The sequence below is a fragment of the Bacillus sp. OTU2372 genome (assembly GCF_038440275.1).
Classification (GTDB): Bacteria; Bacillota; Bacilli; order Bacillales; family Cytobacillaceae; genus Neobacillus; species Neobacillus bataviensis_B.
Window position 1 is genome coordinate 1 of the sequence record NZ_JASATK010000055.1, and the last position, 2,837, is coordinate 2,837.

The 2,837-nt window shown below is 33.5% G+C and carries 2 protein-coding genes and 1 pseudogene; 2 read left to right on the top strand and 1 reads right to left on the bottom strand.

What is annotated here, in order from left to right; translation table 11 throughout:
- Positions 1–53: 53 nt before the first annotated feature.
- Entirely contained in the window at positions 54–986 is a 933-nt protein-coding gene (locus AAHB15_RS29760; protein WP_342043886.1) for a helix-turn-helix transcriptional regulator, read from the bottom strand.
- Positions 987–1,142: 156 nt separating this feature from the next.
- On the opposite strand from AAHB15_RS29760, the gene modA reads away from it, so the two are divergent.
- Both modA and modB read left to right on the top strand, forming a co-directional pair.
- Positions 1,143–1,952 (top strand): molybdate ABC transporter substrate-binding protein, encoded by an 810-nt coding sequence (gene modA / locus AAHB15_RS29765; RefSeq protein WP_342043887.1) that lies wholly within the window; start codon positions 1,143–1,145, stop codon positions 1,950–1,952.
- Between the two features lie 9 nt (positions 1,953–1,961).
- Positions 1,962–2,618: pseudogene (gene modB / locus AAHB15_RS29770) on the top strand (molybdate ABC transporter permease subunit).
- Positions 2,619–2,837 lie beyond the last annotated feature (219 nt).

Here is a 2,837-nt window from a genome sequence, read left to right on the forward strand (position 1 = left end):
TGAGCAAGAAAATGTATCAAAATCAAGAGGCTACTAAATTCAGCAGCCTCCTATTATGTCTCATAAATAATATTTCCTGTTTGAGAAATGTCATAATCCCCCAGAGAATTCACTTCTGCTTTAAACTGATGGGAAGATAAAATATTCTTTACTGTACTTATTAGCTGTTTAGTCTCAGAAGTTTTTAGAATAACCAAGTCATAACGTTCTGTTATCAATGGCACAAAATCGATTCCAACAATTTTGGCAGCTTTTTGAATTCCTATTCCTACATCTGCTATTCCAGCAGAGACAGCAGATGCTACACTTAAATGGTTTGACTCTTCGTGCTCGTATCCCTTAATGTTACTAGAAGGAATTTCGTTAATTCTAAGCTGTTCATCAAGAAGAATCCGTGCTCCTGAACCTTTCTCTCTATTTATAATTTTCAAATCTTGACGATTTAAATCAGTCCAGGAGGTCAGATTTAAAGGATTTCCCTTTTTAACATAAAAACCTGCTTTTCTTGAAAGTAGATTGAGTAAGATATAGGGATACCCAACTAGAATTTTCTTTATGTATGGTAGGTTGTATTCCCCTGTATCCCCGTCAAACATATGCAAACTAACGATGTCACAATCTCCATTGTACATAGATATAAGACTATTTAAACTTCCTGTATAAGAACGTAATGGTTTATATGCTGAGTTTTTCTCAATATATTTACCAAGAATATCCAAAACTAAGTCTTGTCCACTAATGACAATGCTAAAAGAATCCTTTGTTTTATTCCTGTGAAGTTCCTGCTCAGGTGTTTGAAATTTTGTACTTTGATTTGTCTTTTGACTATTAATATAAATCTCTAAGTCTTTTGCATCAATTCTCATCTGTCTTCCTACACGGAATACAGGCATTTCTCCTTTTTTTACAAGGTCATAAAGGGTTAATTTTGATACTTTTAAAAGCTGTGACACCTCTTCAATCGTATAGGAAAGCTCTTTTGACATTTGGGATCCCTCCAACTTGTATTTTACCTTAATGCTTTAAAAAAAGTATATTTTGGATTAAAAATAAAAAATGTGATTTTTCTTACACTTTTCTACTTTCTAATTAGTTATAATTAGTTATAATTGATTATAACTAATTATAAGGGGAGAGGGATAATGAAAAAATTATATCTATTATTTTTTTCAATGATGTTACTATTACTTGTCATTTCGGGGTGTTCAACTAATGAGCAAACTAAGACAACGGAAGTGCAGAAGAAACAAGCAGCTAAACAAGAGAAAGTGGAATTAACGGTTTCGGCTGCTGCAAGTTTACAAGATGCTTTGAATGATATAAAAGCTGACTTTGAGAAAGAACATACAAATATAACACTAAATTTTAACTTTGGAGCATCAGGGGCACTGCAACAACAAATTTCTCAGGGAGCACCTGTTGACCTTTTCTTCTCAGCAGCAGAGGACAGATTTCAAAAATTAGTACAGAATGGACTTATTGAAAAGAAAAACGGAACAGATTTAGTGGGTAATGACCTTGTGTTGGTAGTACCAAAAGGTTCAAATAAAGGGATAAAGACATTCGAAGATCTTACAAAAGCTGATAAATTAGCACTTGGTACCCCTGAGTCTGTACCAGCAGGACAGTATGGTAAGGAAACATTAGATAAGTTAAACGTCTGGAAAGCTATTGAAGGGAAAATAGTATATGCCAAGGATGTTCGCCAAGTGCTTACATATGTTGAGACGAATAATGTTGACGCAGGTATTGTATATAAGACAGATGCATTAACTTCTCAAAAAGTTGAAATTGTTGCTTCTGCAAAGGAAAACACGCACGATCCCATTATTTATCCAGTAGGGGTAATTAAGAATAGTACCCATCTTAAAGAAGCCCAACTATTCTACAATTATCTACAAAATGATAAAACTATGAAGACCTTAGAAAAGTATGGATTTAAGGGTCTATAATAATTAAAGATGACAAACAGTTTTTGGACACCCGTTAGACTATCCATTGAAATTGCATCTGTTTCAGCAATATCTGTAATAATTTTAGGGCTGTTTTTTGGAAAGGTATTGGCTAATAGAAAATTCAAAGGAAAAGTCTTAGTTGATACAATTTTCCTTTTACCGTTAGTTTTACCTCCGACAGTGGTAGGTTTCCTATTAATTATCTTTTTTGGTCTGAATAGTCCAGTAGGGAAATTGATTGAATGGATTTTTAATCAACCTGTAATGTTTACGTATTGGGCTGCTGTGATTGCTTCAACTGTTGTCGCTTTTCCTCTTATGTATCAATCTTCTAAGACAGGATTTGAAGCAGTAGATGAGGATATTGAGAATGCCGCTCGTGTAGACGGAGCAAATGAATTCAGTTTATTTATGTATATTTCCATTCCTCTTGCACTTAAAGCAATCATTTCGGGTGCGATATTGAGTTTTGCGAGAGAATTAGGTGAGTTTGGAGCCACTTTAATGTTCGCAGGAAACATCCTAGAAAAAACCTAAACAATTCCAACAGCAATTTATGTTGCCATTGATTCAGGTAATATGGAATTAGCTTGGTTATGGGTTACAAGTATGATAGTTATTTCATTTTTAATGTTAATATGCGTACATTTTATTAAATCTTGATAAATATAATTTAACAATTAAGGCATTTCTTTAAATAGGAATGCCTTTTTCAACAACAAGATTGTGAAATATTGCACTTAAACTAACGGATGCAATAGTTGAAGAGGGGGTTGCGGTGGCGATCCCTTTTTTGTTATTGAGCTAAACCAGCTAATAGTTTGTCAATATTTTTCAATAAAAACTTAAAATATGCATGCTATACTAAAAATGTGCATGCCA